Below are 26160 nucleotides of genomic sequence, written 5' to 3' on the forward strand. Positions count from 1 at the left end.
CCGGGTCGACATCGAGGGAACTCCAAGTATATTCCAAGAAACGGCTTTTCGGTTCACTGACGGCTCCGGTCGCGATGCCGCTGCCGCCGGCTGCCTGGCCACCGGAATGCGTGCGCTCAACGCCGTTCCCGCGGTCAATCATCTGCCGCCGGGGTGGGTCACCGCCCTCGATCTGCCGCTGATCCCGGGCCCCGGCACGATTCGCTGAGTAACCTCCGCGGCCCTGCGGCGATTCCCTCTACTGGCTAGGCTTCGCTGCAGAGGGGTTTTTGGGGGGTTATTTGGGATGACATGGCGGAGGCTGTAGGGCTGTCCATCGGGGCTACCAGGTTCGCGGGCGTGCGGTTGGGCCGCCCGCCGGTGACGCGGCAGTCGGTCCTCACGCTTTACCGGCACCGTGCGCCCGAGCTGGGGGTGCCGTCGGAGAACCCGAACATCAACGAGGGTGGCCTGGTGATCACCGACTTCGTCGAGCGGGCCGGCGACCCGGTCGGCCTGGTCGCCCCCGACGGGTCGGTGCACCGGGGCGAGGTGCTGGTCTCGGATGCGCTGCGCGCGCTGCTCGCCACGGCGACCGCTGGGCGCCCGCCGGGCGCGCCGGCCGCGGTGAGCTACCCGGCGCACTGGCGCAAAGCTGCGGTGGACGCGCTGCGGGCGGCCTCCGGCCAGGAGGTCACGCTGATCCCGGATGCCACCGCCGCGATCACCGCCCTGCAATCCGATCCCGGAGTTCCGGCTCGCGGGGTGATCGCGCTGTGCGACTTCGGCGGCACCGGCACCAGCGTCACCCTGCTCGACGCGGGCGGGGGTTACCGCCCGATCGGCGCGACGGTGCGGCACCCGGACTTTTCGGGCGACCTGATCGACCAGGCGCTGCTCAAGCACGTCATCGCCGACCTGTCGACCGTGGGCACGGTCGACGTGTCCGGCACGTCGGCCCTGGGGTCGCTCAACCGGCTTCGCGCCCAGTGCCGGTTCGCCAAGGAGCGCCTGTCGGCCGGCACGGTCACGTCGCTGCCGGTCGACGTGCCGGGTTTTTCCGGTGACGTCCGCCTGACCCGCACCGAGCTCGACGACGAGATCCGTGGGCCGCTCGCCGAGTTCGCCGCCGTGCTGCAGGACACGCTGGACCGTGCGGGGATCAACCCCGCCGACCTGGTCGCCGTGGCGTCGGTGGGTGGCGGCGCGAACATCCCGGTGATCACCACGACTCTGTCCGAGCACTTCCGCGTGCCGGTGATCACGACGTCCCGGGCGGAGCTGATCGCTGCGACCGGGGCGGCGCTGCGCACGGCCCGGGGGCCCGCCGACGACCGGGCCACCGCGATGGCGCCGGCCGCCGTGGTGCCCGCGGCTGCGGTCGCCGACGCGGGCCCGCGGTCGAGCACGTTCCGCGCGCTGGCGTGGTCGGAGGCGCATGACCTGCCGCCGGTCGCGCCGGTCGCCGAGCGGTATCCCTATGACGCGGGCGTGTCCGGTGCCCGCCCGCGGCTGCAGTTCGACGACCCCGACGAGCTCCCGGCCGGCTCCTCGGCGGCCGCGGCTCCGCGCTGGTACCGCCGCCCCACGGTGCTGGCGGGCGCCGCGCTGGCCGCGGTCCTGCTGCTGGCCAGCGCGGCGGTGGTCGCGCTGCGCGACAGCCCCGGCCCGGCGTCCTCGACCGCTCCGCTGGCACCGGGCAGCAGCGCGCCCGCGACGGTTCCGGGCGCGGTCGCCGGTCAACCGCCCGCCGACAATTCCGGCCCCGGCCCGCAGCAGGCGCCGCAAATCCGCACCGTCGTCGTCCCACCGCCACCTGCGACGCAGGTGGTGCAGGCGCCGGTTCCCGCGCCCGCCGCGCCGCCCCCCGCGTCCGCTCCGGTGACCCAGGATGCGCCGCCCCCGCCTGTCGCCGGCACGACCGACGCACCGCCGCCGCCGCCGCCGCCGAGCATCGACACGCCGGCGCCCGTCACGCCGGCGCCCGTCACGCCGGCGCCTGCCACCGACACACCGGCGCCGTTCCCGACGCACCGCCCGCGGCTCATCCCGGCGATTCCGCCGATTCCGACGATTCCCGGGTTGCCGCCCTTGGTTGCGCAGCAAGGCGGCCAATAAACTCCGCGGATGAGCCCCGGTGGCTTCGGCGCCCGCCGCGTCGTCATCGTGTCCGCCATCGTGCTGATGGTGGTGTCGCTCGGGGGGATCGTCGTCTCCCTTGTGGCGAACGCGTTTTTCCTCGACGACTACAACGCGTACGGCGAGGTGCCGGTCCCCGGTGAGGCGACGATGCACCTGCCGGCCGGCGACGTCACCATCAGCTTCCACACGCAGGTCATCGGCACCACCAACGGCGGCGGCCTGCCGATACCGGATCTCGGGCTGACGATCGTGCCGCCGGCGGGGGTCGCCGATCCGCCCGTCGCCGAGAACATCGGCGGCACAACGACTGTCAACGGTGACGCTCATCGGCGGGTGTGGGTCACCCATATCGCCCGGGCGGGCGAGTACACGATCAAGGCCGACGGCAAGGTCAGCGCGTTCATCAGCCCGCGGCTGGCGTTCGGCCACGGCAGCTCGCTGGGGTCGTTGCCGTGGATCTTCGGCGGCGTGTTCGGGGTAGGCCTGCTGGCGCTGCTTGCAGCGATCCTGTTGACCGCGCGGGCCCCGAGGAGGATCCCGCCGCTGCCGTCGGAGCCGTACACCCCGACCGACGAGGGCGTCAAGCTCCAGCAACTGAACACCCTTGCGTCGCTGCACTCATCCGGGGCATTGACCGACCAGGAGTTCGAGGCGGAGAAGCGACGGGTGCTGGGCAGCTAGCGCGGCCAACTCTGCTTGACCACAAGCAGTTTGGCCATGGGAATGCGAAACGGCTCGGGCGCGGCGGTCAGCCGGGCCTTCACCCCGGCGGACAGCCGATCGAGGAACTGCCCGGCTCGCCGATCGTCGAGTCCGCCCTCCAGCGCCGTCGCCAACGTCGGAAACACCGATGCGCGCCCGAACGCCGTCCACCCGGCCGCGAAATTGTCGGCGTTGTGGTCTCTTTCGTACCTGGTCCAGTACTGATCCTCGGCGGCGAACACCTCGAGATCCTCGATCGTCAGGCCCGAGAACCGGTTCTTGGGCGCGAACGGCGCCGTCAGGTCGGCCTCGCTGCGACCTGTCGTCGGGATCGCCATCCGCCGAGCTTCGCCGCCGGTGATCAGGCCCTCGGTGACCATCTCGGCGAGCTCGGCGACGATGCCCTCGAGCAGCGGCCGGTAACCGAAATCGCCGTCGTCGAGCGCCATCGTCAACACGACGAGGTGCCCGCCGGGCACCAACTCGCGGCTTCTGGCGGTCAGGAACGCGATCCAGTCGTCGGCGGCCTGCCGACGGTAGGCCGACCGCGCGGCGCTGTCGTGGCTGTAGGCCACCCCGACGTGGTCGGGGATCGGGGCCGGCACCCGGCTGAGCCATTGCACCGCCCACGAGCTCCAGCCCAGCGTCACGCTGTTGGACGGCAGGATCTGCTGATAGAAGGATCGCCCGATCGCGGCGCTGAACGTTGCCGGGTCGTCGCGCAGGTAGCTGTGCGGGTCGCGGGCCAGCGCGTCGAACAGTGTCGCGTAGTCGTTCTCGGCGACGTCGGTGTGCACGACGAAGATGGCGCGGCCCGGTTCGGCGCGCTTGCGCAGGGCTGAGATCGCGATGCCGATCGGCAGCAGCGAGTTGTGCCCCGCGGATGCCCCGTAGTCGGCGATGACGATCGACAGCGGCGGATGGGGGAGCTCGACGTCTTCGGCGGAGCGCTCGAACAATTCAACCGCCGGCAGCAGCCCGGCGGCCTGCGCCCCCGAGGTGCGGCTGTACGCCCTGCCGGGCTCCAGCGGCGCTGGGCGGACAGGACTTGGTTCGGCGGTCACCGTCGACGGCGCCGCAGCAGCAGGCCGACCAGCATCCCGGCCACGAAGATCACCGTCAGCACCAGCCACATCGGCGACTCGACGGTGACCCACAGCAGATGGATCGGGTGGCGGTCCCTGTTCTGCGCGATGAAGATCACGGCCAGCGCGGCCAGAACGATGATGACCCAGTAGCGGAACGGGATTCGGCGCAACCGCCCGGCCGAGGGTTTGGCGTCACCGGCGTCCGTGGACATGACGCGCACAGTAGTCCCGAGCGTGCGCGTACACCGCCGAATGGGATATCAGCCCGGTGTCGGATAGGTGACGCCGGTGAGCCGCTCGGACAGCTCCCACAGCCGCCGGTTGTCGGCCTCGTTGCCGGCGCGGCTCGGGATCTGCGCGCGCGCCGGCCTGCCCGTGAGCCCGAGGACGCCACGGGGTCCGTAGTAGGCCCCGCCCTCGGCGTCGGGGCTGGTGGCGGCGTACAGCGCGGGAAGGATGCCGGCATCGACCTCCTGCCACATGAACGGCATGAAGCGCCAGCTGAACTGGTAGAACCGCGCCAGCACGCTCGGCGACTCCTGCCCGTGCGACGGGCCGCTGATCTGCAGGTTGGTCTTGGTCAGGCCGGGGTGCGCGGCGTTGGACACGATGCCCCAGCCGGCCTGGCGGCTGCGGCGGTCGAGTTCGGTGGCGAACATCAGCGTCGCGGCCTTCGACTGGTTGTATGCCGCGGTCGCGCTGTAGGACTTCTCCCACTGCGGATCGTCGAAGTTGACCCCGCCGAGCCTGGCGGCGAGGCTGCTCAGCGACGTCACCCGCGCGCTCCCGGCGGCGCGCAGCAGCGGCAGCAGATGTCCGGTCAGCGCGAAGTGGCCGAGGTGGTTGCAGCCGAACTGCAACTCGAAGCCGTCCTCGGTGGTCTCCCGCCGCGGCGGCTGCATGACGCCCGCGTTGTTGATCAGGATGTCGATCGGTCGGCCATCGGCGTTGAGTTCTTCGCCGAGGGCGGCGACGCTGGCCAGCGACGCGAGGTCGAGCGGCTTGAGCGTGAGCTTCGCATCGGGAACCTTGGCACGGATGTCCTTCGCGGCGGCCTCGCCCTTGGCCTGGTTGCGGATCGCCATGATCACGTCGGCGCCGGCGGCGGCGAGCCGGGTGGCCAGCCCCAGCCCCAGCCCGCTGTTGGAGCCGGTCACGACGGCGAGCTTTCCGGACAGGTCGGGAGGGGTGGCGTCGAGTGCGGTGCGGACCATGGTTCTCACTCCTTGGGTCGGTCTCAACGACAATAACGAACCGGCGGTCTGATAACAAGAGACCACCGGTCTGATATTTTGGAACCGTGACGTCGACGTTCCAGCGTGCGCGCCGGCCCGAGCAGATGGCCGCGCGGCGGGCCGCGATCATGGACGCGGCGCGTTCGATGCTGACCGAGAAGAGCGTCACCGACATCAGCCTGCGCGAGCTCAGCCACCGTGTCGGACTGGCCAAGTCCAACGTGCTGCGCTACTTCGACAGCCGGGAAGCCATTTTCCTGGAATTGCTCGACGCGCAATGCCGATCGTGGCTGTCCGGCCTCGAGGTTGCGTTGGGCGACCCGGCGCCGAGGAAACCCGGATACGCCAACGAGATTCGGGTGGCCGCCGCGATCGCCGCCTCGCTGGCTGACGACCCGCTGCTGTGCGAACTGCTGGGGGCGATGGCGGGGGTGCTGGAGCGCAACATCTCGGCGGCGTGTGCCCGCGACTTCAAGGCCCGGGCGATCGCGAATATCGATGCGTTCGCGCGGCTGGTGGGCCGCCGGCTGCCGTGGCTGAGCCCGCAGGCGTGTGCGGTGTTCGCCGAGGGAGCGTTGATGCTCGCCGCGGGCATGTACCCGTTTTCGGTGCCGACCGAGCCGGTGGCCGAGGCGATGGCTCAGATGGGCATGCCCGACCCTCGGCAGCGGTTCGTCGACGGGCTGCGCGAGGGGTTGGTGACCTGGCTGGTGGGCGCCGCGGCCCGGGCCGCGGGTTAGTGGCCCCTGGCCACCCACTGGTCATAGTTCACGAGCTCGCCCCCGACCGTGGTGGTGTCGCCGTGACCGGTGTAGACGACGGTGTCGGCGGGCAGTCTGCCCAGCCGCTGTGAGATCGACGCCAGGATCGTCGGGAAGTCGGAGTACGAGCGGCCCGTCGCACCGGGGCCGCCAGCGAACAGCGTGTCGCCGCTGAACACCGCGCCGAGCTCGGGTGCGTACAGGCACGTCGAGCCGGGGGAGTGACCCGGGGTGTGGATGGCCTCCAGATCTATGCCGCCGACGGTCAGCACCGCGCCCGGCTCCAGCGCCCGGAACTCCTTGTCGGGGTGGGTCGTCCGCCACAGCATCTCGTCGGCCGGATGCATCAGCACCGGGGCGTCGAGCGTCTCGCCGAGTTGCGGGGCGACGGTGATGTGGTCGTTGTGGCCGTGGGTGCACACCACCGCGACGACGTTGCGCCCGCCCACCGCGTCGGTGATGGGTTCGGCGTTGTGCGCGGCGTCGATCACGATGACATCGGAGCCGTCACCGACGAGCCAGATGTTGTTGTCGACTTCCCAACTGCCGCCGTCGAGTTCGAAGGTGCCGTGCGTGACGACGCGGTCAATGGCTGACATCTTGGAGGATCACCACCGATCGCAGCACGTCACCGGAATGCATCTTGGCGAACGCCTCCTCGATGTCGTTGATGCCGACGCGCTCGGTGACGAAGCGCTGCAGCGGCAGCCGGCCCTGCAGGTACAGGCTGACCAGCGTCGGGAAGTCGCGTTCGGGCAGGCAGTCGCCGTACCAGGACGACTTCAGCGACCCGCCGTGGGAGAAGAAGTCCAGCAGCGGCATGTCGAGGCGCATGTCGGGGGTGGGCACCCCGACGAGCACCACGGTGCCGGCCAGGTCGCGCGCGTAGAACGCCTGCTTCCAGGTTTCCGGGCGGCCCACCGCGTCGATGACCACGTCGGCGCCGAACCCGTCGGTCAGCTCCTGGATCGCCTCCACCGCGTCGGTGGTGCGGGCGTTGACGGTGTCGGTGGCGCCGAAGTCGGTGGCCCAGGCCAGTTTCTTGTCGTCGGTGTCCACGGCGATGATCTTCTTGGCGCCCACCAGCCGCGAGCCCGCGATCGCCGCATCACCCACGCCGCCGCAGCCGATCACCGCGACGGTGTCATCGCGGCTGACCGCACCGGTGTTGACCGCCGCGCCCAGGCCGGCCATCACCCCGCAGCCCAACAGCCCGGCCACGGCGGGGTCGGCGGCCGCATCGACCTTGGTGCACTGGCCCTCAGCCACCAGCGTCTTGTCGATGAACGCGCCGATGCCCAGCGCCGGCGTCAGCTCCGTGCCGTCGGTCAGCGTCATCTTCTGCTCGGCGTTGTGGGTGTCGAAGCAGTACCACGGCCGGCCGCGCCGGCAGGCCCGGCACTGCCCGCACACCGCACGCCAGTTGAGGATCACGAAGTCGCCGGGCGCCGCATGGGTCACGCCCGGCCCGACGGATTCGACCGTGCCCGCGGCCTCGTGGCCGAGCAGGAACGGATACTCGTCGGTGATCCCGCCCTCCCGATACGTCAGGTCCGTGTGGCAGACACCGCACGCGGCGACGTCCACGACCACCTCGCCCGGACCTGGGTCGGGGACGACCACGTCGACGAGCTCGACGGGTTCGCCTTTCTTCCGGGAAATCACCCCGCGCACTGTCTGACTCATGCGGGCAAACCTACTAAAGCCCGTGGGATCCGGTTGCGGGCGCGTAGGTTTTCGGGCATGACCACGGAGACGACCCAGCAGTTCGCCGGGCGGATGATGTCCGCGATCGACAGTGCGAGCGTGGCGATCCTCGCCAGCATCGGGCACCAGACCGGGTTGTTCGACACGATGGCCGCGCTCCCGCCGTCGACGAGTGCCGGGATCGCGCAGGGCGCGGGCCTCGACGAACGCTATGTGCGGGAGTGGTTGGGCGGCATGGCGGCTGCGCGCGTCGTCGACTATGACGCGGCCGCGGGGACCTACGCGCTGCCCCGCCACCACGCCGCGGTGCTGACCCGTGCCGCGGGGCCGGACAACCTCGCCCGCCTCGCCCAGTTCGTTCCGCTCCTGGGGGAGGTCGAGCAGAAGATCGTCGGGTGTTTCCGTGCCGGCGGCGGCCTGCCCTACGGCGAGTTTCCGCGGTTCCACGCGATCATGGCCGAGCAGAGCGGGGAGGTGCTCGACGCCGCGCTCATCGAGGTGATCCTGCCGTTGGCCGCCGGGCTGCCCGAGCGGCTGCGCGCCGGGGCGGACGTCGCCGACATCGGTTGCGGCAGTGGGCATGCCGTCAATGTGATGGCGCAGGCGTTTCCGCAGAGCCGGTTCACCGGCATCGACTTCTCCGCCGAGACTCTGGCGGTCGGCGCGGCAGAGGCGGCGCGCCTGGGCATCACGAACGCGGCCTTCGAGCGACACGACGTGGCGGCGTTGAGCGTTTCGGGCGCCTACGACGTCATCACCGCGTTCGACGCGATCCACGACCAGGCGCAGCCCGCCCGGGTCCTGGCCAACATCTATCGGGCGTTGCGCCCCGGCGGCGTCTTTCTGATGGTCGACGTCAAGGCGTCCAGCCGGGTGGAGGACAACATCGGCGTCCCGCTTCTCACCTACCTCTACACCACGTCGATGATGCACTGCATGACCGTGTCGCTGGCCTTGGACGGCGCCGGACTGGGCACGGTGTGGGGGCGGCAGCTGGCCACGTCGATGCTGGCCGACGCCGGATTCGGCGACGTCGTGGTCGAGGAAGTGGAGTCCGACCCGATCAATTACTACTACATCGCCCGGAAGTGACGCCTGCCCTCGACGCCATCGCCGAATGGCCGGTGGGCAACGCGGCGGCCGCGGTCGTCCGGCCGTCCGGACTGGTGGCCGGGTACGGCGATCAGCGGCGCGTGTTCGCCCTTGCGTCGGTGACCAAGCCGCTGGTCGCCCGCGCCCTGCACGTCGCCGTCGAGGAAGGCGTGGTCGAGCTTGACACCGCCGCGGGGCCGCCGGGGTCGACGATTCGCCACCTGCTGGCCCACACGTCCGGGCTGTCGATGGCGGGCGGCGAGGTGCTCGCCGAGCCGGGCAAGCGGCGGATGTATTCCAATTACGGGTTCCAGGTGCTGGCCGAGACCGTGCAGAACGAGGCGGGCATCGAGTTCGGCCGATACCTGAACGAGGCGGTGTTCGAGCCGCTGGGCATGATCGACAGCCAACTCGGGGACGGCGCGCCCGCCGCCGGGCACGGCGCCACCTCGACGGTCGCCGACCTCGCCCGGTTCGCCGCCGACCTGCTTCGCCCCGCCATCGTTGCGCCGCAGACCCACGCCGAGGCGGTCTCGGTCCAGTTCCCGGGACTCGACGGCGTGCTGCCCGGCTTCGGCGTCCAGCGGCCCAACGACTGGGGGCTGGGTTTCGAGATCCGCGGCAGGAAGTCGCCGCACTGGACCGGCTCGCAGAACTCCGTGCGCACATTCGGCCATTTCGGCCAGTCGGGCACGTTCATCTGGGCCGATCCCGACCGCGAGCTGGCCCTGGTGGTGCTCACCGACCGGAATTTCGGTGACTGGTCGCGGTCGCGCTGGCCGGCGTTCTCAGACACGGTCATCGCCGAGTTCGCCGCAGACTAGCGCAACACCTGTCACACAGGGCACAATAGAAACGCACGACTCCGCTCGTCGGTTCTGCCAGGTCGTTGGGGAAGACGTCCCTCGCCGAGCCGAAGGAGCAGCAGATGCGTGCGTCGAATCAGTTCGCCGACGCGACGACCGGTGTGGTCTACATCCACGCCTCGCCCGCGGCGGTGTGTCCGCATGTCGAGTGGGCGCTGTCGTCGACCCTGCAGGCCAGGGCCGACCTGAAGTGGACGCCGCAGCCGGCGATGCCGGGCCAGCTGCGCGCGGTCACCAACTGGGTGGGCCCGGTCGGCACGGGCGCACGGCTGGCGAACGCGTTGCGGTCGTGGCCGGTGTTGCGGTTCGAGGTGACCGAGGACCCCAGCCCCGGCGTCGACGGGCAGCGGTTCAGCCACACCCCGCAGCTGGGGTTGTGGAACGGCTCGATCAGCGCCAACGGCGACATCATGGTCGGTGAGATGCGGTTGCGAACGCTGATGGCCGCCGGCGCCGACACCTTGCTTGCGGAACTGGATTCGGTGCTCGGCACGGCGTGGGACGACGCGCTGGAGTCCTACCGCGACGGCGGCGACGGGGCAGAGGTGCCGTGGCTCAGCCGGGGTGTGGGGTAGGGCGCAGAACCTTCAGCGCGCGCCCGACGGCGGACACCTGCACCGGAAGCGGGCACGCGAACTCGCCGTCGGCGTAGGCGTTGATGCCGGGACACTCCACGCGAACCGACGCGGCGCGCGCGGTGCTGACCTCGTCGAGGTCGATGTGTGTGCCGCGAAACACTGTCGGGAACAACCGCACCAGCCTCGTCCGGGACGCCGAATGCACCATCGTGATGTCCAGCTTCCCGTCGGCGTGGTCGGCGTTCGGGCAGATCAGCATGCCGCCGCCGTAGCTGCGGGTGTTGCCGAAAGCCGCGAGCGTCAGGTCGGCCACGATCTCGTCGCTGCCGTCGAGCACGAGGCGGAACGGCAGCAGCCGCAGCTTCGACAGCTCGGCGAGCATCGCGAGGTTGTAGCGCATCCTGCCGTGCGGCCACCGCATCCGGTTGGTCCGGTCGCTGACCAGCGAGTCGAAGCCGGTTGCCATCACGGTGCCGAACCACTTCTGTGCGCCGTCGTCGCTTCGGATGTGCCCGAGGTCGACGGTGTCGGTCCGCCCGTCGACGACCACGTCGGCGGCGGCCTCCGGGTTGTCCGTCGGGATCCCGTACTCACGGGCGTGGTCGTTGCCGGTGCCGGCCGGGATGATGCCCAGCGGCACACCGGTGCACGCGATCTCTTGCAGCGCAAGCGCGATGACGCCGTCGCCGCCGACCACGGCCAGTGCGTCGGTGCCGCGGTCGAGGGCTTCGCGCAGCAGCCGATGCGCGTGTCCGGCGTCGGTCCCGATGATCTCCACCACGTCGACACCGCGGCGCTGCAGCCGGGCGACCGCCCGTTCGGCCGCGTGCGGCGCGTTGCCGTGCCCGGAAGCCGGATTCGTCAGCACGATGACGCGCGCGATCTCGCGTTGCCCGTCGGCGCTCACGGAATCAGCTTGCCGGGGTTGAGGATTCCCGCCGGGTCGAGGGTGGCCTTGACGGCACGCAGGACCTCGACACCGAGGTCGCCGACCTCGGCACGCATCCACGGCCGGTGATCGGTGCCCACCGCGTGGTGGTGGGTGATCGTGGCGCCGGCCCGCACCATGGCCTCCGACGCGGCGGCCTTGGCGCGCCGCCACTGCTCGATCGGGTCCCCGCGCTGGCCGGCGACCACGGTGAAGTACAGCGACGCGCCGGTGGCATAGACGTGCGAGATGTGGCACAGCACCAGCGCGGGCGTGCCGGATTCCCCGAGGGACCGGGTCAACGCGCCGGTGACGGCGGCCTTCAGCGCGGGAATGTTCGACCAGCTGGTGGCCGTCTCCAGCGTCTCGCACAACGCGCCCGCGGCCAGCAGCGAGTCACGCAGGTAGGGTGCGCTGAACCTGCCGTGCTCCCACGCGCGCGCCGGCGCCTCGCCCAGCGACGAACCGCCGTGGGCGGCAAGCACGGCACGCGTCTCGGCGTGCCGGCTCTCGGCGTGGGCGGCCGTGCCTTCGAACACCGTGACGGCCAGGCATCCACCCGTGATCCTCCCCTCGCCGACGGCGTCGGTGGTCGCGAGATTCACCCCGGTCTCGGCCTCGTCGGACAGCCGGATCACGGTGGGCCCTGTGCCGGTCTGGGCGACGGCACGCAACGCGGCCGTGCCGGTGGCGAAGTCGGGAAACGACCAGCCCTCGTAGCGGGTGGCTTCGGGCACGGGATGAACCCGCACCCGTACCCGGGTGATGACGCCGAACACCCCCTCGGACCCGATGAGCAGCTGGCGCAGGTCCGGGCCGGCAGCCGATTCCGGCGCGTGCCCGAGATCGAGAACGCCGGCGGGCGTGACGACGCGCAGCCCGCGGATCATCTCGTTGAACCGGCCGTAGCCCGCCGAGTCCTGGCCGGAGGAGCGTGTCGCCGCGAACCCGCCGATCGTCGCGAACTGGAAACTCTGCGGGAAGTGCCCCAGCGAGAAGCCGTGTTCGCTCAGCAGCCGCTCGGCATCGGGCCCGCTGACCCCGGCGCCGAGTTCGGCCTCCCACGACACGCCGTCGAGCGAATGCAGGCGGTCGAGGCGGCGCAGGTCGAGCGTGACCGCGGCGGTGAACGGGCCACGGACGGGATCGAGCCCGCCGACCACGCTGGTACCCCCGCCGAACGGAACGACCGCGATCCGGTGCTGGGAGCAGTGTCGCAGGATCGCCGCGATCTCGTCCTCGTCGCCCGGCAGCAGCACCGCGTCCGGCGCGTCCTGCACGCCGGTGTCCTTGCGCCGCAACAGGTCGAGCGTCGACTTGCCACCGGCGTGCAGCAGCCGGCTGCGATCGTCGGCGCAGAGGTGGTCGGTTCCGACGATCGCGGCCAGCGCGTCGCGGTCGGGGGCCGGCAGCGTCGAGGGCCGAACCCGCACGTCGTCGATGTCGGGCGCGGCCACCGGTGAGTCGTGGACCCCGAGAGCCTGCTTGAGCAGCGAGCGGATGCCCTCGGAAAGCGGCTGGGCCGCCTCCGGGTCGCCCCAGGCATCCCACTTCATCGGCGGCAGCAGCGACGACATGCGTTACAGTATTACACATGTTGTCAATCAGTAACGCCGCTCCGATTGACATCGCGGACCGGATACTCGACGCCGCCGCCGGCTGCGTGGTGGATTTCGGCGTCGACCGCGTCACGCTCGCCGAGATCGCCCGCCGCGCCGGGGTGAGCCGCCCGACGGTGTACCGCCGCTGGCCCGATACCCGGTCGATCCTCGCCGCGCTGCTGACCGCCCGCATCACCGGTGCCTGGCGCGATGTGCCACCGCGCGGCCACGGACGCGAGGCGCTGGTGGCACGGATCGTGGCGGTGGCGGACCGCCTCCGCCGCGACTCGCCGGTCATGTCGGTGCTGCGCACCGCGCCGGACGTCGCGATGGTGTACATCACCCAGCGCCTCGGCACCAGCCAGCGGGTCCTCATCGACGCCGTCGCCGACGAGTTGCGCGCGGGGCAGCGCGACGGCAGCGTGCGGCCGGGGGATCCGCGTCAGCTGGCCGCGATGGTCCTGCTCATCACCCAGTCGACGATTCAGTCCGGGCCGATCGTCGAGCCGATCCTCGACGAGCAGGCGCTGGCCGCCGAGCTCACCCATTCGCTGAACGGATACCTCTCGCGATGAACCAGCCCTCCGCCCTCACCGCGGCCCGCCGGACCGCCGAGCTGACCGCACTCGCCGATGACGGGCGCGTCGACGTCCTGGTGATCGGCGGCGGCATCACCGGCACGGGCGTCGCGCTGGACGCGGCGTCCCGGGGCTTGTCGGTGGCGCTCGTCGAAAAGCATGACCTGGCGTTCGGCACCAGCCGATGGAGTTCCAAGCTGGTCCACGGCGGGTTGCGCTATCTGGCGACGGGCAATGTCGGCATCGCCCGCCGCAGCGCCGTCGAACGCGGAATTTTGATGACCCACAACGCTCCTCACCTGGTGCGGGCGATGCCGCAGCTGGTCCCGCTGCTGCCGTCGATGGGCCGCGCGGAGCGCGCGCTGGTGCGCACCGGGTTCCTGGCCGGCGATGCGCTGCGCAAGCTGGCCGGCACCCCGTCGTCGGCACTGCCGCGGTCGCGCCGGGTCAGCCCGTCGCGGGCAGTCCAGATGGTTCCCGCGGTCCGTCGGGACGGGCTCGACGGCGGCCTGCTGGCCTATGACGGCCAGCTGATCGACGATGCCCGGCTTGTCGTCGCGGTGGCACGCACCGCGGCCCAGCACGGCGCCCGCATCTTGACTCGTGTCGCGGCGTCGGATGTCACCGGCGACTCCGCGCGGCTCACCGACCAGCGGTCCGGGGAGTCCGTTTGCGTGTCGGCGCGTGCGGTGATCAACGCGACCGGCGTGTGGGCGGGTCAGGTCGACGGTGCGCTGACGTTGCGCCCTAGCCGCGGAACGCATCTCGTGTTCGACGCCGCGGTGTTCGGCAATCCCTCGGCGGCGCTGACGATTCCGATTCCCGGCGAGATCAACCGGTTCGTCTTCGCAATGCCCGAGCAGCTGGGCCGGGTCTACCTGGGGCTGACCGACGAGGATGCCCCCGGGCCGATTCCCGATGTGCCGCAACCGACTCCGGAAGAAGTCAGGTTCCTGCTGGACACCGTCAACACCGCATTGGGCACCGCGCTGGATGACGGCGATGTCGCCGGCGCGTACGCCGGCCTGCGGCCGCTGGTCGACACCGGCGGGGGTCGCACCGCCGACATCTCGCGCGACCACGCGGTCATCGAGTCGTCGTCGGGCGTGGTCAGCGTGATCGGCGGCAAGCTCACCGAATACCGGCACATGGCCGAGGACGTCCTCAACCGCACGGCCGGGTGGCGGCGGCTCGGCTCGGGGCCGTGCCGCACCCGCGACCTTCCTCTCGTCGGCGCCCCCGCGAACCCGGGGTCGGGCATGGCGGCCACCGACGGCCTGCCCGGGTCGCTGGTGGCCCGCTACGGCGCCGAGGCGCCGAACGTCATCGCGTCGGCGACCTGCGATCGGCCCACCGACCCGGTGGCCGACGGAATCGACGTGCTGCGAGCCGAATTCGAATACGCGGTCACCCACGAATGCGCGCTGGACGCCGACGACATCACCGACCGGCGCACCCGCATCGGGCTGGTCGACGCCGATCGCGATCGGGTCCTCGGCGTCGCCGAGGAGTTCCTCACCGGCGTGGGGTAACCCGCGAAGCGTTACAGCGGGATGTTCTTGTGCCGGCCCCGCCGCGGCGGCGCCTCGGCAAGCGCCTGCGTGATCGCGCTGCGGGTGTGCGCCGGGTCGATCTTGTCGTCGACCACGCCGATCTCGATCGCGGCATCCACCCCGCCGGCGATCTGCTCGTGCTCCTCGGCCAGCTGCTCGTGCAGCGCTTCGCGCTCGTCCTCGGGGGCGGCGGCAAGCGCCCTTTTGTGCAGGATGCCCACCGCGGCCTTGGCCCCCATCACCGCGACCTCGGATTCCGGCCACGCGAACACCTTGGTGGCGTTCAGCGAGCGGGAGTTCATCGCAATGTAGGCGCCGCCGTAGATCTTCCGCGTCACCAGCGTGACCCGCGGAACGGTGGCCTCACCGAACGCGTGCAGCAGCTTCGCGCCGCGGCGCACCACGCCGCCCCACTCCTGGTCGACGCCGGGCAGGTACCCGGGCACGTCGACGATGACCACCATCGGGATCCCGAACGCATCGCAGAGCCGCACGAAACGCGCCGCCTTCTCCGCGCTTTCGGAGTTCAGGCAGCCGCCCAGGCGCAGCGGGTTGTTGGCGAGCACGCCGACCGTCCGGCCGGCCAGCCGGCCCAGCCCGACCACGATCGAGGGCGCCCACTTGGCCTGGAACTCCTCGAACGGGGCATCGGCGTCCAGCAGCGCGGTCACGATCGGATGCACGTCGTAGGCGCGCCGCGCCGATTCGGGCAGCAGCGCAGCCAGGTCGACGTCACCGGACTCGGCCTTGCTGCGGTCGAAATGGCCCTGCTGGCTGAACAATCCGACCAGCCGGCGACCGCGCTCGTAGGCGTCGAGCTCGTCGTCGGCGACGACGTGGCAAACGCCCGACTTCTTGTGGTGGGTCTCCGGGCCGCCGAGCGAGGCCATGTCGACGTCCTCGCCGGTGACGCTGCGCACCACGTCAGGACCCGTGACGAACACGCGGCTTTCGGGCGCCATCACGATCACGTCGGTCAGCGCGGGCCCGTAGGCGGCGCCGCCGGCCGCGAAGCCGACCACAACCGAGATCTGCGGAATGTAGCCCGACGCGCGGATCATGGCCTCGAACACCAAACCGACCGCGTGCAGGGCCTTCACGCCCTCTGCCAGCCGTGCACCGCCGGAATGCCAGATCCCGACGACCGGGCTCTGTTCCTCGATCGCGGTGTCGTAGGCGTTGACGATGTGGCGGCAGCCCTCCACGCCCATCGCACCGCCCATCACGGTCCCGTCGGTGCAGAACGCGATCGTGCGCACGCCGTTGACGGTGCCGGCCGCGGCCAGCACGCCCGAACGGTCGCGCTCGTGCAGCAGTTCGACGCTCTGGTCGTCGAAGAACGTGCTCAGGCGCAGCAGCGGATCGCGCGGGTCGAGCGATTCGCCGACGGTCGCGGGGGCCATGATCGTCATCGAAACCTCCTGTAGGGCGTCGGATGTGGGCTTGCGCCTGCGGGAGCCACCGCGTCAGTACTTCCCGAAGGCAAGCGCGACGTTGTGCCCGCCGAATCCAAACGAATTGTTGATCGCGTACTTGTAGTTGCCCGTCCGCGGCTCACCCGCCACCACGTCGAGGTCGATCTCCGGATCGAGGTTGACCAGGTTCAGCGTCGGCGGAATGATCCCGTCGCGCAGCGCCAGCACGGTCAGGATCGACTCGACCGCGCCGACCGCGCCGACCGAGTGGCCGAGCGCCGCCTTGGGGGCGTAGACCGCCGGCTTGTGGCCGCCCATCGCGTTGTTGATGGCCTTGCCTTCGGCCACGTCGCCGACGCTGGTGCCGGTGGCGTGCGCGTTGATGTGGTCGATGTCGGTCGGGGTCAGCCCGGCCAGCGCAATCGCCCGCGTGATCGCGTGACCGGCCTGCTCCCCGTTGGGATCCGGCGCCACGATGTGGTATCCGTCCGAGGTGATGCTGGCACCCATCAGCCGGGCGAGGATCGTGGCACTGCGGGCCTTGGCGTGCTCCTCGGTCTCGATGACGATGAGCGCGCCGGCCTCGCCGAACACGAACCCGTTGCGGTCCCTGTCGAACGGGCGACAGGCACCGGCCGGGTTGTCGTTGGTGGTCGACAGCACGATGCGCATCTGGGCGAACCCGGCGATCGGCACCGCCTCGATCACCGTCTCGACGCCGCCGCAGATCGCGATGTCGGCCTCGCCCAGCACGATGTTGCGCCACGCGTGGGCGATGCCCTCGGAGCCGGAGGCACAGGCCGACACCGGCGTGATCACGCCGGCCTTGGCATGACGCTCCAGCCCCACCGCGGCCGATGCCGCATTCGGCATGTATTTCTGCACGGCCAGCGGCGAAACCGCCCTCATGCCCCGCGCCCGCATGTCGTCGTAGGCGAACACCAGCTCCTCGGTCGAGCCCATCCCGGTGCCGATCGACACCATCAACCGCTTGGTGTCGACCTCCGGCGATCCGGCGTTCTCCCAGACCCGACGGCCCAGGACCGTGGACATCTTCTGCAGATACGACAGCCGGCGCAGCTCCACCCGCGTCAGCTCATGGTCGAAATCCTCGAGGAGATGCCCCCCGATGCGGACCGGAAGGTCGTACAGCTCGACGAACGGATCCTCGAGTCTGCGGATGCCGCTTTGGCCGTCCAGCAGTTTCTTCCACGTGTTGTCCGCATCCGTTGCCAGGGCAGTCGTCATCGCGATGCCGGTGACGACTACATCGGGGAAACCGTTCCCCGTGGACAACCCCGCCATTTCTGCTGCGTTGCTCCCTTTTCCCCTCAGTAGCGCCCGAACGTGAGCGCGACGTTGTGCCCGCCGAAACCGAAGGAGTTGTTGATCGCGTACTGGTACTCGCCGTAGCGCGGTTCGCCCGCGACGACGTCCAGGTCGATCTCCGGATCCGGGGTGCGGTAGTTCAGCGTCGGCGGGATGACGCCGTCACGCAGCGTCAGCACCGTCAGCGCCGACTCCAGCGCTCCCACCGCGCCGATCGAGTGACCGAGCGCCGACTTCGGCGCGTACACCGCGGCGTGCTCGCAACCGGCGACCCGGATCGCGTTGGCCTCGGCGGTGTCACCGATCGAGGTGGCGGTGGCGTGGGCGTTGATGTGGTCGATGTCCTTGGGGGACAAGCCCGCCAACTCCATCGCACGCGCCATCGCCTTGCCGGCCCGCTCACCGTCGGGCGCCGGAGCGACCATGTGGAAGGCGTCCGACGTGATGCCGGCACCCATCAGCCGCGCCAGCGGCTTGGCGCCGCGGGCCTTGGCATGCTCTTCGGTCTCGATGACCAGGAGCGCCCCGGCCTCCCCGAACACGAACCCGTCGCGGTCCTTGTCGAACGGTCGGGACGCGCCCTCGGGGTCGTCGTTGCGGGTCGACATGGCGCGCATCATCGAGAACGCCGCGATCGGCAGCGCCTCGATGCCGCCTTCGACGCCGCCGCACACGGCGATGTCGGCGTCACCCATGACGATGTGACGCCACGCGTGCGCGATGGCCTCCGAACCCGACGAGCACGCCGACACCGGGGTGATGACGCCGGCACGGGCACCGAGCTGCAGCCCGACGACCGCGGCCGCGCCGTTCGGCATGATCATCTGCACGGCGAGCGGCGAGACCTTGCGCGGTCCGCCCTCGTTCATCAGGTCGTAGGTCTCGACGATCTTCTCCCCGCCGCCCAGGCCGGTGCCGATCATGACCGCGAACCGGTCGGGGTCGACCTCCGGCGTGCCGGCGGCCTCCCATATCCGGCCGCCGAGCAGCTTCGCCATCCGCTGGACGTACGACATGCGTCGCAGGTCCAACCGGCCCATGTGGTCGTCGACGGGCTCCTTGAGGTGGCCGCCGATCTTGACGGGCAGGTCCCATTTGGTGACGAACTCGTCCTCGAGGACGTGGATGCCGCTCTCGCCGGCCAACAAACCCTTCCACGTGCTCTCGATGTCCGGCGAGATTGACGTCGTCGCCGTGACGGCGGTCACCACAACGCTGGGGAAACCGCCGTTAGCAGTGGAAGGTTTGGTCATTTGCTGTCAGCTTCGATCTTCTCGCGGATGGCCGCAGCGGCCTCGGGGTTCTCTTCCTCGAGCTTCTGGATGTAGGAGACGACGTCGCCGACGGTGCGCAGGCTGGCGAGGTCCTCGTCCGGGATCTTCACGCCGTACTTGTCCTCGGTCTGCACGGCGATCTCGACCATCGACAGCGAGTCGATGTCCAGGTCGTCGACGAACGACTTCTCGGGCGTCACCTCAGACGGCTCGATACCGGTCACCTCTTCGATGATCTCGGCAAGACCGGCAATGATTTCCTGTTGGGTGGCGGGCACAGTGGCTCCTTCTGAACTAATTGATGGTGTACCTGGTACTGCTGCTGATTCGATATGTGGTTGTACCCGGCGGGAGCCGGGTTGCAGTCCCGCTAGAGCTCGGTCAGCCCGTCCAGGTCTGCGGGGGACTTGACGGCATGCGTCGGGGTCCCCCGAAGTTCGCGTTTGGCAATCCCGGCGAGGGCCCCGGCGGGCGGGAACTCGACGATCGCCGCGACGTTGTGCGCACGGATGGTGTCGGTGCACAGATCCCAGCGCACCGGCCTGGTGAGCTGGGCCACCAGCTTGCTCATCGCATCTGCTGCCGAGGCCACCGGCTCACCGTCGGCGTTGGACAGCAACGTGGCCGTCGGCTCGAAGGTCGGGATCCTGGACGCGGCCGCGGCGTAGGCGTCGAGCGCGGACGCCATGAATTCGGTGTGGAAAGCGCCGGCAACATCCAGTGTACGCACCCGTGCCTTGGCCGGCGGGTCCTCGGCGAGCTTGCCCAGGGCGGTCAGCCGCCCGGCCGCGACGATCTGACCGGCGGCGTTGCGGTTGGCCGCCACCAACTCCAGCTCCTTGAGCCGGGCGAGCACCTCGGCCTCGTCGCCTCCGAGGACGGCGGACATGCCGGTCGGCTCGAGCGCGCAGGCCTTCGCCATCTCGGCGCCGCGCGTGGCGGCCAGCGCGACCGCGTCATCGGCGGACATCACACCGGAGATCGCATAGGCCGCGATCTCGCCGACCGAGTGCCCTGCCACGACGGTGTTGGCGCCGGCCTGCAGGCCGCGCCGCGTCAGCTCCCGGTGCGCGAGCAGGGTGGCCGCCACGACCAGCGGCTGGGTGATGGCGGTGTCGGTGATCTCCTCGGCCGACGCGGTGGTGCCCAGCCGGGCCAGCTCCAGGCCGCTGGCCTGCGACCACGCGTCCAGCTGCTCGGCGGTACCGGGCAGCCCGAGCCACGGGGCGAGCATGCCGGGGCTCTGCGATCCCTGTCCGGGGGCAAGCAGCGCAATCACGGTGTTGGGAGCCACGGATTAAGAAAACATTGTGAAGACGGTTTTACGCGGTGTAAGAGATTATGAACCTTGTCTTATTCTTTTGTGGAGACCGGACAAATTAGCATGTGATGCGACTCCATCGAGACAATTTCGCAACCTCATCCCGCGGTGTGTGCTTCAGACCCGGCCGCCAACTCGGCTGTGACCTGCGTTACAGCGTCATACACGCTGCTGGGATTATTCGCCTGATGCGACAGCCGACCGATCGTGGCCGCCACCCTCAGCACGTACGCGTCGCGTGGCGCCGTCGGGTCGCGGCCCGTGAAGTCGCCGATGCGCTTGAGCCGGTATCGCACCGTATTTGGATGAACGAACAATCTGCGGGCGCACGCCTCGATCGCGCCGCCGGAGTCCAGGTAGGCGTCGAGGGTCTCGCTGAGCGCCGGGCCGGCGTCGGCCAGCGGCCGCATCACCTCCGCGTCCAGCACCGCGATCGCGGTCGCGTCACCGCACAACGCCCGCTCGGGAAGCAACTCCCGGGCCAGGACCGGCCGGGGCGCACCGCTCCATCCGGCGACGGCGTTCATGCCGGCGATCGCCTCGTTCGCGCTGCGGTGCGCGGCCGAGAATGTCGGCGCCGTCGGCCCGATCACCACGGGTCCGTCCGCGAAGACGTCCATCAGATCGCCGAGGAAGCGGTCGGTGGGGGTCAACGGGCCGGACACGATCGCCACCAGCCATGTGCCGTGAACGTCGGACAGCGCGGCCCTGCCGTGCCGGTTGGCGATGTCGCGGACGTCGTCGGTGGCCAGGTCGATGCGCTCCGGCCGCGGCAGGCCGACCACAACGGTCGCCGGCGCGGTGGTGTCCCAGTTCAGCGCCGCCGCCCGCGACTGCAGTTCGGGACCGGTGTCGCCGCGGACCACGGCGTCGACCAGGTTGGCCTCCATCCGGCTGTCCCATGCGCCGCGGGCCTCGGCGGCGTCGGCGTAGGCGGAGGCCGCCGTGAACGCGAGGTCGCGGCTGTAACGCAGGATGCCGCTGGTCAGCGCCGCCGCCTGTTCCGGCGAGCGGGCCAGCATCGGGACGGCTTCCTCGAAGAACTCCATCGTGACGCGCACCATGTCGACGGTTTGGCGCAGCGCGATGCGCCGGGTCAGGTCCTGGGGCACGACCTCGAAGGCCTGCACCGTATAGGCGACCTCGCTGCGGGGATCGCGCATCCATTCGACGAAGTTGACCACGGCGGTCTGCACCACCAGGTGGACGCTGGCCCGCTGCGAGGCCTCCAGCTCGCCGAAGAACGGCAGCCTGTCCTGCATGGCCGCGACGGCCTGGGTGGCGAAGCGGCCCGAGTACTGCTTGAGCTTGCCGAGCAGCGAGTCCGGAACATTGTCGAGCAGATCAAGGGTCGGGCGCGGCGGGGTGAACCGGTTGTTGTCGACCATCCCTAAAACCTACGCCACTTTTCTGGCGGGTTCCGCCAAGCCGGTGCCCCGGGAGGGCCCCGGTCAGGCGACGCCGGGGTCCGACGTCTGCTCGGGCGCCGCCAGCACGTCGTCGATCCGGTAGCGGCCCGCGGCCTCCACGGCCACCGACTTGTCGATCTCCCCGTCGTTTGCCAGGCCCTCGAGCACCGCGACGACCACCGACTCGGCGTCGGTGTTGAAGTAGCGGCGTGCGGCCGGGCGGGTGTCGGAGAAGCCGAAGCCGTCAGTGCCCAGCGTGGCGTAGGTGCTGGGCACCCAGGGCCGGATCTTTTCCGGCACGGCCCGCATCCAGTCGGACACGGCCACCGCCGGGCCGCACGTGTCGTCGAGCATCTGCGTCACGTACGGCACTCGCGCCGGGCGGTCCGGGTGGCGCAGCTTTTCCTTCTGGATCCCCACGCCCTCCCGGTTCAGCTCGTTCCAGCTGGTTACCGACCAGACGTCGGCGGCCACGTCCCAGTCGTCGGCCAGCATCTCGGCGGCCCGCAGTGCCTCGGGCATCGCCACGCCCGACGCCAGGATCTGGGCCTGGTAGCTGCGCTTTTCCGGGGCGGGCCGGTAGCGGTACATGCCGCGCAGCAGGCCCTCGACGTCGAGGCCCTCCGGTTCGGGCGGCTGCACGTACGGCTCGTTGTAGATGGTGAGATAGAAGAAGACGTTCTCCGGGTTCTCGCCGAACATCCGCGACAGGCCGCTCTCGACGATGTGGGCGATCTCGTATGCGAAGGCCGGGTCGTAGCAGACCACTGCCGGGTTGGTGCTGGCCAACACCGGCGAATGGCCGTCGGCGTGCTGCAGCCCCTCACCCGTGAGGGTGGTGCGTCCCGCCGTGGCGCCGAGCGCGAAGCCGCGGGCCATCTGGTCGGCTGCCGCCCAGAACCCGTCGCCGGTGCGCTGGAAGCCGAACATCGAATAGAAGATGTAGATGGGGATCATCGGCTCGTTGTGGGTCGCGTAGGAGGTTCCGACCGCGGTGAAACTGGCTGTGGACCCGGCCTCGTTGATGCCCTCGTGCAGGATCTGCCCGATGTCGCTTTCCTTGTACGCGAGCATCAGCTCGGCGTCGACGGAGGTGTAGAGCTGGCCGTTGCGGTTGTAGATCTTCAGCGACGGGAACCACGAGTCCATGCCGAACGTGCGCGCCTCGTCGGGAATGATCGGCACGATGCGCGGCCCGATGTCCTTGTTGCGCAACAGTTCTTTGAAGACGCGCACGGTCGCCATCGTGGTGGCGACCTCCTGGGTGCCCGACCCCTTCTTGACCGACTTGTAGGTGTCCCTGGGCGGAAGCGTCAATGCCTTGGATTTCGTTCGCCGTTCGGGGATGAACCCGCCCAGCGCCCGCCGCCGGTCCAGCATGTAGCGGATCTCGGGAGCCTCGGGTCCGGGGTGGTAGTACGGCGGAAGGTATGGGTTCTCTTCGAGTTCGTTGTCCGGGATCGGGATGCGCTGCGTGTCCCGGAAGTCCTTGAGGTCTTGCAGCGTTAGCTTTTTCATCTGGTGGGTGGCGTTGCGGCCCTCGAAGTGCTTGCCCAGCGTGTAGCCCTTGATGGTCTTCGCGAGGATCACGGTCGGCTGACCCTTGTGTTCCATCGCGGCGCGGTAGGCGGCGTAGACCTTACGGTAGTCGTGGCCACCGCGCTTGAGGTTCCAGATCTCTTGGTCTGACAGGTGCTTGACCAGATCCTTGGTACGCGGGTCGCGCCCGAAGAAGTGTTCCCGTACGTAGCCGCCGTTGTTGGCCTTGTACGTCTGGTAGTCACCGTCGGGGGTGACGTTCATCAGGTTCACGAGCGCGCCGTCGCGGTCGGCGTGCAGCAGGGCGTCCCATTCGCGCCCCCAGACCACCTTGATGACATTCCAGCCGGCGCCCCGGAAGAACGACTCCAGCTCCTGGATGATCTTGCCGTTGCCGCGCACCGGGCCGTCGAGGCGCTGCAGGTTGCAGTTGATTACGAAGGTCAGGTTGTCGAGGGCCTCCAGCGCCGCGACGTGGGCGAGGCCGCGGCTTTCCGGCTCGTCGGTCTCCCCGTCACCGAGGAACGCCCACACATGCTGGTCGGAGGTGTCCTTGATGCCGCGGTCGTGCAGGTAGTGGTTGAACCGGGCCTGATAGATCGCGTTGATCGGACCCAGCCCCATCGAAACCGTCGGGAACTCCCAGAAGTCGGGCATCAGCCGCGGGTGCGGATACGACGGCAGCCCTCCGCCGGGATGGCTGTGCTCCTGGCGGAACCCGTCGAGCTGGTCGGCGGTGAGCCGGCCCTCGAGGAAGGCGCGGGCATAGATGCCGGGGGAGGCGTGGCCCTGGATGAACACCTGGTCCCCGCCGCCGGGATGCGACTTGCCGCGGAAGAAGTGGTTGAAGCCGACCTCGTAGAGCGCGGCCGACGACGCGTAGGTGGAGATGTGGCCGCCGACGCCGACGCCCGGGCGCTGCGCGCGGTGCACCATGATCGCGGCGTTCCACCGGATCCACGCGCGGAAGCGGCGTTCGACGTCCTCGTCGCCGGGGAACCAGGGCTCGAGTTCGGTGGGGATCGTGTTGACGTAGTCGGTGGACGTCAGTGCCGGGATCGACACCCTTTGCTCGCCGGCGCGCTCCAGCAGCCGCAGCATCATGTAGCGGGCTCGCGACGGCCCGGACCGGGCCAGCAGGTCGTCGAACGACTCGAGCCATTCCCCGGTCTCCTCGGGATCAATGTCGGGCAGGTAGGACGCGACGCCCTCGCGGATCACCCGCACTCGGTCCGATTCGTTTGGGCTGTTTGAAGTTTGGGCCAGGTCGCGGCGCGTGAACTCGGTGGTCAACTTCCCGCTCCTTGCTAGGCGTTTGTCCGATGGTTTCCATCGTCCACCTATCGTGCCCCACGTGCATCGTCGGCGGTGCCTGCCGGCCGCGATGGGCCTCCGGCGCCGTGCGCCGGAATCCCTGACACCTCGGCGTTCAAACCTGTGAACCGGTAACGTCATGGCCCGTGCCATCGGTTGGGAAAGCCGTCGACTTGGGCTCCTGGCGGGCTGCCGCGCTGGTGGCGGGCGTGCTGGCCACGATGCTGATGGTGATCGTCGGATGCACCAGCGTCACCGGGGGCACGGCCGAGGTGGACGCCAAAGATGCCCCGGCGTACCGCACGTCCGCGTCGATCTCGCTGTCGGAGTCGGCGGCGACGTCAAGCGAGCGCGAATCCAAGCGGCTGGAGTCGCTGACCACGCAGGCCGTCCACCACTCGTGCGAGGCACTGGCCTCCAGCAGCGTGGACGCGATCACCGCGGTCAACGCCTATGTTGGCGCGTTCAACAACGGCGGCAGCGGTGCGGCGGCGGCGAAGGAGGGCCCCGCGATCGACTCTCTGAACCACACCGCCGACCTGGTTTCCGGCAGCCTGGGACCGGAGTTGTCGCCGCAGTTGCACGACGCACTGACCGGCTGGGTCGACGCCGCCAGGGCGGTTGCCGGCGCGATCAGTGGCCACGCGTCGCCCGATGACTTCAACACGGCGGTGGGTCGACTCAACGACGCGAAGACGAATGCACTGAACCTGTGCGACGCCGCATATTGACAACTCGGACCGTCGGGCTGGGCGACGGTATCGCGGCGTGCGACGATAGGGCATGACAGGGCCAGACCCTGACGCAAAGGAGGTCCCACGGTGGTCGCGGCGGGTGACGCGCCGAACTACGCCCGGAGACTGGGCATCCAACAAGACCAGGTTGTGCAGGAGTTGGGGTGGGACGAGGACACCGACGACGACATCCGTGCCGACATCGAAGACGCGTGCGGCGGTGAGCTGCTCGACGAGGACGCCGACGAGGTGGTCGATGTCGTGCTGCTGTGGTGGCGTGACGGTGACGGGGATCTGGTGGACCGGCTGATGGACGCGATCACGCCGCTGGCGGACGACGGCATCATCTGGGTGCTGACACCCAAGACCGGCAAGCCCGGGCATGTGCTGCCCGCCGAGATCGCGGAGTCGGCGCCGACTGCCGGGCTGATGCAGACGTCGTCGGCGAACCTCGGTGACTGGAGCGCGAGCCGGCTGGTGCAGCCGAAGTCGCGCGCGGGGCGGCGCTCATGAGCGCCGGCGCGAAGAAGAGGAAGAAGAGACGGTTCCGATGCTGGAAGTGAAGAAGAGACGGTTCCGATGCTGGAAGTAGGGACACCCGCCCCGGATTTCGCGCTGCGCGACCAGAATCAGCAGCAGGTTTCGCTGCGGGACTACCGCGGCGTCAAGAACGTGCTGCTGGTGTTCTTTCCGTTGGCGTTCACCGGGGTGTGCCAGGGTGAGCTCGACGAGATCCGCGACCACTTGCCCGATTACGAGAACAACGAGACCCAGACGCTGGCCGTCTCGGTGGGACCGCCTCCGACGCACAAGGTTTGGGCCGCCGAAAGCGGGTTCATGTTCCCGATCCTGTCGGATTTCTGGCCGCACGGCGCGGTCAGCCAGGCCTACGGGGTGTTCAACGAGAACGCCGGGTTCTCCAATCGCGGCACCTTCGTCATCGACCGGTCCGGCATCATCCGCTTCGCCGAGATGAAGCAGCCGGGCGAGGCCCGCGACCAGAGGCTGTGGACCG

The 26160-nt window shown here is 69.8% G+C and carries 25 protein-coding genes and 1 pseudogene; 12 read left to right on the forward strand and 14 right to left on the reverse strand.

Annotated elements, in window-relative coordinates:
• From VKG81_RS10950 to VKG81_RS10960, 3 genes and pseudogenes are all read left to right on the forward strand, one after another.
• Positions 1–208: pseudogene (locus VKG81_RS10950) on the forward strand (dihydrodipicolinate reductase); the annotation flags it as partial.
• A gap of 83 nt (positions 209–291) precedes the next feature.
• Positions 292–2097 (forward strand): Hsp70 family protein, encoded by a 1806-nt coding sequence (locus VKG81_RS10955; protein ID WP_324395937.1) that lies wholly within the window; start codon positions 292–294, stop codon positions 2095–2097.
• A 9-nt stretch (positions 2098–2106) separates the two neighbouring features.
• Positions 2107–2802 (forward strand): SHOCT domain-containing protein, encoded by a 696-nt coding sequence (locus VKG81_RS10960; protein WP_324395938.1) that lies wholly within the window; start codon positions 2107–2109, stop codon positions 2800–2802.
• Here the strand turns inward: VKG81_RS10960 and VKG81_RS10965 are convergent.
• The 3 genes from VKG81_RS10965 to VKG81_RS10975 are packed head-to-tail and all read right to left on the reverse strand — an operon-like array spanning position 2799 to position 5125.
• A complete protein-coding gene (locus tag VKG81_RS10965; RefSeq protein ID WP_324395939.1) occupies positions 2799–3887 on the reverse strand; it encodes an SAM-dependent methyltransferase in 1089 nt (362 codons plus the stop codon). The genes VKG81_RS10960 and VKG81_RS10965 overlap by 4 nt on opposite strands.
• Complete coding sequence (locus VKG81_RS10970) at positions 3884–4123, reverse strand: DUF1049 domain-containing protein (RefSeq protein ID WP_324395940.1); 240 nt, start codon at positions 4121–4123, stop codon at positions 3884–3886. Before VKG81_RS10970 ends, VKG81_RS10965 begins: the two co-directional genes overlap by 4 nt.
• A 48-nt stretch (positions 4124–4171) precedes the next feature.
• Positions 4172–5125: an SDR family oxidoreductase gene (locus VKG81_RS10975; RefSeq protein ID WP_324395941.1), complete on the reverse strand. Its 954-nt coding sequence runs from the start codon at positions 5123–5125 to the stop codon at positions 4172–4174.
• Between the two features lie 86 nt (positions 5126–5211).
• Between VKG81_RS10975 and VKG81_RS10980 the strand changes: the two genes are divergently transcribed.
• A complete protein-coding gene (locus VKG81_RS10980) occupies positions 5212–5886 on the forward strand; it encodes a TetR/AcrR family transcriptional regulator (protein WP_324395942.1) in 675 nt (224 codons plus the stop codon).
• Here the strand turns inward: VKG81_RS10980 and VKG81_RS10985 are convergent.
• Positions 5883–6506 carry an MBL fold metallo-hydrolase gene (locus VKG81_RS10985; protein WP_324395943.1) on the reverse strand — a complete coding sequence of 208 codons (624 nt, stop codon included), beginning with the start codon at positions 6504–6506 and terminating at the stop codon, positions 5883–5885. The genes VKG81_RS10980 and VKG81_RS10985 overlap by 4 nt on opposite strands.
• Positions 6493–7593 carry an S-(hydroxymethyl)mycothiol dehydrogenase gene (locus VKG81_RS10990; protein WP_324395944.1) on the reverse strand — a complete coding sequence of 367 codons (1101 nt, stop codon included), beginning with the start codon at positions 7591–7593 and terminating at the stop codon, positions 6493–6495. Before VKG81_RS10990 ends, VKG81_RS10985 begins: the two co-directional genes overlap by 14 nt.
• Positions 7594–7650: 57 nt before the next feature.
• Here VKG81_RS10990 and VKG81_RS10995 point away from each other — a divergent pair, with 57 nt between their 5' ends.
• The 3 genes from VKG81_RS10995 to VKG81_RS11005 all read left to right on the forward strand — a co-directional run bounded on the left by VKG81_RS10995 (position 7651) and on the right by VKG81_RS11005 (position 10147).
• The gene (locus VKG81_RS10995) at positions 7651–8706 is read left to right on the forward strand and encodes a class I SAM-dependent methyltransferase (RefSeq protein WP_324395945.1); all 1056 of its coding nucleotides are present in this window, start codon (positions 7651–7653) and stop codon (positions 8704–8706) included.
• Positions 8703–9530: a serine hydrolase domain-containing protein gene (locus VKG81_RS11000; protein ID WP_324395946.1), complete on the forward strand. Its 828-nt coding sequence runs from the start codon at positions 8703–8705 to the stop codon at positions 9528–9530. Before VKG81_RS10995 ends, VKG81_RS11000 begins: the two co-directional genes overlap by 4 nt.
• 104 nt (positions 9531–9634) lie before the next feature.
• Positions 9635–10147 (forward strand): DUF3145 domain-containing protein, encoded by a 513-nt coding sequence (locus VKG81_RS11005; RefSeq protein ID WP_324395947.1) that lies wholly within the window; start codon positions 9635–9637, stop codon positions 10145–10147.
• Here VKG81_RS11005 and VKG81_RS11010 read toward each other — a convergent pair.
• Together VKG81_RS11010 and VKG81_RS11015 are read right to left on the reverse strand one after the other, a co-directional pair.
• On the reverse strand, positions 10128–11057 hold the full coding sequence (locus tag VKG81_RS11010; RefSeq protein WP_324395948.1) for a diacylglycerol kinase: 930 nt from the start codon (positions 11055–11057) through the stop codon (positions 10128–10130). The two genes, VKG81_RS11005 and VKG81_RS11010, sit on opposite strands and share 20 nt — an antisense overlap.
• Positions 11054–12634: an FAD-binding oxidoreductase gene (locus VKG81_RS11015; protein WP_324395959.1), complete on the reverse strand. Its 1581-nt coding sequence runs from the start codon at positions 12632–12634 to the stop codon at positions 11054–11056. Before VKG81_RS11015 ends, VKG81_RS11010 begins: the two co-directional genes overlap by 4 nt.
• A 38-nt stretch (positions 12635–12672) precedes the next feature.
• Here VKG81_RS11015 and VKG81_RS11020 point away from each other — a divergent pair, with 38 nt between their 5' ends.
• Positions 12673–13254: a helix-turn-helix domain-containing protein gene (locus VKG81_RS11020; protein WP_324395949.1), complete on the forward strand. Its 582-nt coding sequence runs from the start codon at positions 12673–12675 to the stop codon at positions 13252–13254.
• Complete coding sequence (locus tag VKG81_RS11025; RefSeq protein ID WP_324395950.1) at positions 13251–14789, forward strand: glycerol-3-phosphate dehydrogenase/oxidase; 1539 nt, start codon at positions 13251–13253, stop codon at positions 14787–14789. The genes VKG81_RS11020 and VKG81_RS11025 overlap by 4 nt, the downstream gene beginning before the upstream one ends.
• 11 nt (positions 14790–14800) lie before the next feature.
• Here the strand turns inward: VKG81_RS11025 and VKG81_RS11030 are convergent, their stop codons facing one another.
• The 7 genes from VKG81_RS11030 to aceE form a co-directional block, all read right to left on the reverse strand.
• Positions 14801–16222, reverse strand: coding sequence for an acyl-CoA carboxylase subunit beta (locus tag VKG81_RS11030; protein WP_324395951.1), 1422 nt, complete (start codon positions 16220–16222; stop codon positions 14801–14803).
• A gap of 54 nt (positions 16223–16276) precedes the next feature.
• Positions 16277–17530, reverse strand: a complete 1254-nt coding sequence (kasB, locus tag VKG81_RS11035) for a 3-oxoacyl-ACP synthase KasB (RefSeq protein WP_324395952.1) — start codon at positions 17528–17530, stop codon at positions 16277–16279.
• Between the two features lie 26 nt (positions 17531–17556).
• A complete protein-coding gene (gene kasA, locus VKG81_RS11040) occupies positions 17557–18807 on the reverse strand; it encodes a 3-oxoacyl-ACP synthase KasA (RefSeq protein ID WP_324395953.1) in 1251 nt (416 codons plus the stop codon).
• Complete coding sequence (gene acpM / locus VKG81_RS11045) at positions 18804–19106, reverse strand: meromycolate extension acyl carrier protein AcpM (RefSeq protein ID WP_324395954.1); 303 nt, start codon at positions 19104–19106, stop codon at positions 18804–18806. The genes kasA and acpM overlap by 4 nt, the downstream gene beginning before the upstream one ends.
• Positions 19107–19198: 92 nt before the next feature.
• A complete protein-coding gene (locus tag VKG81_RS11050; protein ID WP_324395960.1) occupies positions 19199–20107 on the reverse strand; it encodes an ACP S-malonyltransferase in 909 nt (302 codons plus the stop codon).
• A gap of 140 nt (positions 20108–20247) precedes the next feature.
• Entirely contained in the window at positions 20248–21537 is a 1290-nt protein-coding gene (locus tag VKG81_RS11055; RefSeq protein ID WP_324395955.1) for a PucR family transcriptional regulator, read from the reverse strand.
• 63 nt (positions 21538–21600) lie between these two features.
• The gene (aceE, locus tag VKG81_RS11060; RefSeq protein ID WP_324395956.1) at positions 21601–24390 is read right to left on the reverse strand and encodes a pyruvate dehydrogenase (acetyl-transferring), homodimeric type; all 2790 of its coding nucleotides are present in this window, start codon (positions 24388–24390) and stop codon (positions 21601–21603) included.
• 167 nt (positions 24391–24557) lie between these two features.
• On the opposite strand from aceE, the gene VKG81_RS11065 reads away from it, so the two are divergent.
• From VKG81_RS11065 to VKG81_RS11075, 3 genes are all read left to right on the forward strand, one after another.
• A complete protein-coding gene (locus VKG81_RS11065; RefSeq protein ID WP_414685234.1) occupies positions 24558–25142 on the forward strand; it encodes a hypothetical protein in 585 nt (194 codons plus the stop codon).
• A 90-nt stretch (positions 25143–25232) separates the two neighbouring features.
• Complete coding sequence (locus VKG81_RS11070) at positions 25233–25658, forward strand: DUF3052 domain-containing protein (RefSeq protein WP_324395957.1); 426 nt, start codon at positions 25233–25235, stop codon at positions 25656–25658.
• Between the two features lie 66 nt (positions 25659–25724).
• The coding region (locus tag VKG81_RS11075; protein WP_324395958.1) for a peroxiredoxin at positions 25725–26160 on the forward strand (436 nt) is incomplete at its 3' end.

Origin of the sequence: Mycobacterium sp. (assembly GCF_035314905.1) — a bacterium.
Taxonomy (GTDB): Bacteria; Actinomycetota; Actinomycetes; order Mycobacteriales; family Mycobacteriaceae; genus Mycobacterium.